At 69.9% G+C, this 4,335-nt stretch carries 4 protein-coding genes; 3 read left to right on the top strand and 1 reads right to left on the bottom strand.

The annotated features are described in order from the left end of the window. On the bottom strand, positions 1-1,279 hold a 1,279-nt coding region (locus VFE05_11685; GenBank protein HET6230722.1), incomplete at its 3' end, for a histidine kinase. A gap of 219 nt (positions 1,280-1,498) precedes the next feature. Here VFE05_11685 and VFE05_11680 point away from each other — a divergent pair. The 3 genes from VFE05_11680 to VFE05_11670 all read left to right on the top strand — a co-directional run. Next, entirely contained in the window at positions 1,499-2,329 is an 831-nt protein-coding gene (locus VFE05_11680; protein ID HET6230721.1) for a lytic transglycosylase domain-containing protein, read from the top strand. Between the two features lie 273 nt (positions 2,330-2,602). Then, entirely contained in the window at positions 2,603-3,865 is a 1,263-nt protein-coding gene (locus tag VFE05_11675) for an efflux RND transporter periplasmic adaptor subunit (protein HET6230720.1), read from the top strand. 17 nt (positions 3,866-3,882) lie between these two features. Then, a partial coding sequence (locus VFE05_11670) for an ATP-binding cassette domain-containing protein (GenBank protein HET6230719.1) occupies positions 3,883-4,335 on the top strand: 453 nt, incomplete at its 3' end.

The raw sequence follows: 4,335 nt of genomic DNA, 5'->3' as shown, positions 1-4,335 counted from the left end.
CATCTCCCGTCGTCGTCGCTAGCCGCCAATCCGCCGGCACTTCCGGCGCGGGCCGCATCACATCCGCCGCATCTCCCCCGCCCCGCCGAGCGGCGACGGTCCGAGCGTTCTCGCTCGCCCGCCGTGCATCTCCCGTCTCAGCAACGATCTTCGGCCGCGCATCTCCCGAGACCGCATCGACCGCCGGCCGTGCATCTCCCGTCCGCATCACATCTCCGAGCCGCGACCGATCTCCTAACGACTGCGCATCTTCCGCTAACTCGTCCAAACCTGGACCGTTGTCGGTGACGCGGAGGACGAGGTCGGGGCCTTCGATGGCGGCTTCGATCGCCAGGCGGCCTTCGTCGTCCGTCTGGCTGACGCCGTGCTTTAGCGCGTTCTCCACGAGCGGCTGGAGGATCATGTTGGGCACCATCGCCTCGCGCGTGCCGGGGGCGATGCGCATCTGCACGTCCAGCTTTCCCTGGAAGCGGATCTGCATGATCTCCACGTACTGCTGGAGCAGCGCAAGCTCGCGCTCCAGCGTGATCTCCTGCTCGGTCGCGCCCTCGATGGAGTGGCGCAGGAGCTGGCTCAGGCGCGACACCATGCGCCGCACGCCCTTGGGGTCGCGCTCCACGAGCGTGCTCACGGCGTTGAGCGTGTTGAAGAGGAAGTGCGGGTCGAGCTGGCGCCGCAGGGCGTCCAGCCGCGCCTCGGCGAGCTGCGCTTCCAGGCGCGACGCCTGGGCCTGGAAGCGCACCGCGTCCTCGCGCCGCGCCCGGTAGCGCAGCGAGAAGTCGCGCGCGAGGCCGGCGGAGAGCACGCCCAGGTAGGTGACGAGGTCGTTGATCATGGACAGCCGCCGGAACGACCACGGCGACGGGCCGAAGCGCGGCCCGCGGTCCTGAGTGGGCGGCGGCAGCACGGCGGTGCGGATCACGTCGAGCGAGCGGTCCACGAAGACGGCGATCACGATGCCGACGATGAGGAAGAGCGCGCCGCGCGACAGCCGCCCGCCGCGCTCCACACTGTACCGGCTCGCCAGCCAGAAGATGAGCGGTGTGAACAGCGCCCATAGGTACGCTTCGGCGAAGGCGAGCGCGACGGGCACCGAGGGCGAAACAGTGCGCAGGCCGCCGCCGCGAGGGTCGACCAGGCGGTTGGCGGCGATGAGCACCGCCAGGAAGGTCCAGAACGCGAGGATCAGCAGCAGCTCGTTGCGCGTGAGCGGGAACGAGGTGCGCGTGCTGCCCGCGGGTTCCGGGCGCCGCTCGCCGGGCGCGTCGTGATCGGTCATGCGGTTCTCCCCTCGCGACGGTCGTGCCAGCGGGCGTGCCGTTCGTAACGCGCCGGTGCCGCTCGTGCGCCAGGCGGTACATCCGCGCGCTCCAACCGTTTACAATGCTCGAGCACATCCGCCCGCCCGGTGCGGGTGACAGACGACGAACGAATCCACGCCAAAGGAGATGCCGCGGACGATGAAGGCCCGCGGCCGGCCCGAGCAGGAGATACAGCCATGCGAACAGACACGGTTCGACAGTGGATGGACAAGCGCGGCAACGCAGGAAAGCTGGGGATGGCGGGCCTGGTGCTCGCCCTCGGCGTCACCGCCGGTGTGGATCGCGCCCACCATCCGAAGCCCGCGGGGGACACGCCGTCCACCGTGATCGCGCACCTTCTCCCCAGCACGCCCGCCGTCCTGTCGGTGGATGGCAACGCGTCGGCCGAGAAAACCGCATCCGCAGACGTGACGTGGGACCTGCCGGACCTGAACCATCCGCGGGTGGACATGTGGGTCGGCAAGTTCACGACCGGCTTCCGCGACGACTTCGCGACGTACCTGGACCACATGGCGGACTTCCAGCCGATGATCTCGGCGAAGCTGGCCGCCCGCGGGATGCCGCAGGACCTGCTGTACCTGGCGCTGATCGAGTCCGGAGGCAACCCCAAGGCGTACTCGTCGGCCAAGGCGAGCGGGCTGTGGCAGTTCATCGAGGGCACGGCCGAGCGATACGGCCTGAAGGTGGACGGCAAGGTCGACGAGCGCAACGACCCGGCGAAGGAGACCGACGCGGCGCTGCGCTACCTGACGGACCTGCACGACCGCTTCGGCTCTTGGTACCTGGCCGCCGCGGCGTACAACACGGGCGAGGGACGCGTGGCGAAGGTGATGATGGAGGTCACCGGCCACGAGCGCGGCACGGACGAGGACTACTACCGCATCTCCGAGAAGCTCCCCGCCGAGACGCGCGACTACGTGCCGAAGATGATCGCCGCCGCGCGCATCGCCAAGGAGCCCGCGAAGTACGGCTTCGACGTCGCCGCGACGGGCTCCGCCGGAAGCTGATCGCATCTCCCGAAGCCGGTCTGCATCGCCCGAAACGACGTCCGCCGACCCCATCAGACGGGTTCGGCGGACGTTCATCTTCCGGCCTCTCGGAAGTCCGACACACCGTTCGATGCGCTCACGGTGCAGTTCGTAACGCCAGGGTGCATCTCGTGAAAAACGGCGTATCTGCTTGGAAAAACAGGGTACATTCGATGGTCGGCAGGCGCGGACGCCCGGCCGACGCTCCCATGGCGGAGCCGAACGCGCCGCGCGAACACCAGGAGAAACACGATGAGCAAGATCCGAAACACCGCAGTGGCCGCCGTGCTCGCGCTGGGCGCCGGCACGGGGTGGCTCTACACCCGGGCAGACGCCAACGAGGCGCCGTCGTACCGCGTGACCGCGGTGGAGGTCGGCAGCCTGGAGCAGACGGTCTCGGCCACGGGAACGCTGGGCGCGGTGACCACCGTGCAGGTGGGCACCCAGGTGTCGGGCCAGGTATCGGCCATCTACGCGGACTTCAACCAGCGCGTGAAGAAGGGGCAGCTGCTGGCCCGCATCGACCCCACGCTCCAGCAGCAGGCCGTGCAGGACGCCCAGGCCGGCGTGGAGAGGGCGCAGGCCCAGCTGGCCCAGGCGCAGAGCGAGTGGGAGCGCAACAAGCAGCTCTACGACCGGCAGGTCATCACCGCCAGCGAGTTCGGCACCATCCAGTCGAACTTCTCGGTGCAGCAGGCCAACGTGAAGTCGGCCCGCGTGGCGCTGGACCGGGCGCGGCAGAACCTGAGCTACACCGCCATCTACGCCCCCATCGACGGCATCGTGGTGGAGCGCAACGTGGACGTGGGGCAGACGGTGGCCGCCAGCCTCTCGGCGCCGCAGCTCTTCCTGATCGCCAACGACCTCTCGCAGATGGAGATCCTGGCGAGCGTGGATGAGAGCGACATCGGGAGCATCAAGGAAGGCCAGCCGGTGCACTTCACCGTGCAGTCGTACCCGAACGACACCTTCACCGGCGCCGTCAAGCAGGTCCGCCTGCAGAGCAAGACGGCCGACAACGTGGTGAGCTACACCGCGGTCGTCTCCGTCCCGAACCCCACGGGCAAGCTGCTGCCGGGCATGACGGCCACGGTGGACTTCCAGACGGGTTCGGCCAGCCAGGTTCTGGTGGTGCCCAACGCGGCACTTCGCTTCCGGCCCGCCACGGCGGACTCGGCGGCGGCGAAGCGGCAGGGCGCGGCATCGGCCGGGACGGGCGCGGCGCGCACCGGGGCCCGGACGGGCGCCGGGGCGGCGGGTCGCACCGGGCGCGGCAAGGGCGGCACGCTGTGGATGGTGGGGACGGACGGGAAGCCCCAGGCGCTGCGCGTGAAGACCGGCCTGAGCGACGGCCAGCGCACGCAGGTGGAGGGCACCGGCCTGAGCGCCGGGACCAAGATCATCGTGGGCACGAACGACACGCAGGCGAAGGCGGGCTCCACGGCCTCGTCCAACCCGCTGGCTCCCAGCAGCCGGCGCACAGGCGGCGCCGGCGGCCCTCCGGGAGGCTTCTGATGAGAACGGAGGAGGCGATGAGCGAGAAGGACGTCATCCGGATCGAGGGCGTGAAGAAGGTCTACCGCATGGGCGAGAACGAGGTGTTCGCGCTGCGCGGCATCGACCTGACCGTCCGGCCGGGCGAGATGATCGCGGTGATGGGCTCCTCCGGCTCCGGCAAGTCCACGCTGATGAACGTGCTGGGCTGCCTGGACGTGCCCAGCGAGGGGGCCTACTGGCTGGACGGGGTGCGCGTGGACGGGCTGGGAAAGAACGCCCTGGCCGACCTGCGCAACCAGAAGCTGGGCTTCGTCTTCCAGGGCTTCAACCTGCTGGCGCGCACCAGCGCGGTCGACAACGTGGAGCTTCCGCTGCTGTACGACCGGACGGGCAAGAAGCGCGACACCCGGGCCCTTGCCGCCGGCGCCCTCGCCCGCGTGGGCCTGGGCGACCGGCTGGACCACCAGCCCAGCGAGCTCTCCGGCGGG

Source organism: Longimicrobiaceae bacterium, from assembly GCA_035696245.1.
Classification (GTDB): Bacteria; Gemmatimonadota; Gemmatimonadetes; order Longimicrobiales; family Longimicrobiaceae; genus DASRQW01.
Note: the sequence above shows the minus strand (reverse complement) of the source record. Positions and strands in the feature narration are given on the sequence as shown.

Excerpts from the sequence above, each read along its gene's own strand:
- VFE05_11675 (HET6230720.1), top strand. The coding sequence starts at position 2,603 with ATGAGCAAGATCCGAAACACCGCAGTGGCCGCCGTGCTCGCGCTGGGC.
- VFE05_11680 (HET6230721.1), top strand. The coding sequence starts at position 1,499 with ATGCGAACAGACACGGTTCGACAGTGGATGGACAAGCGCGGCAACGCA.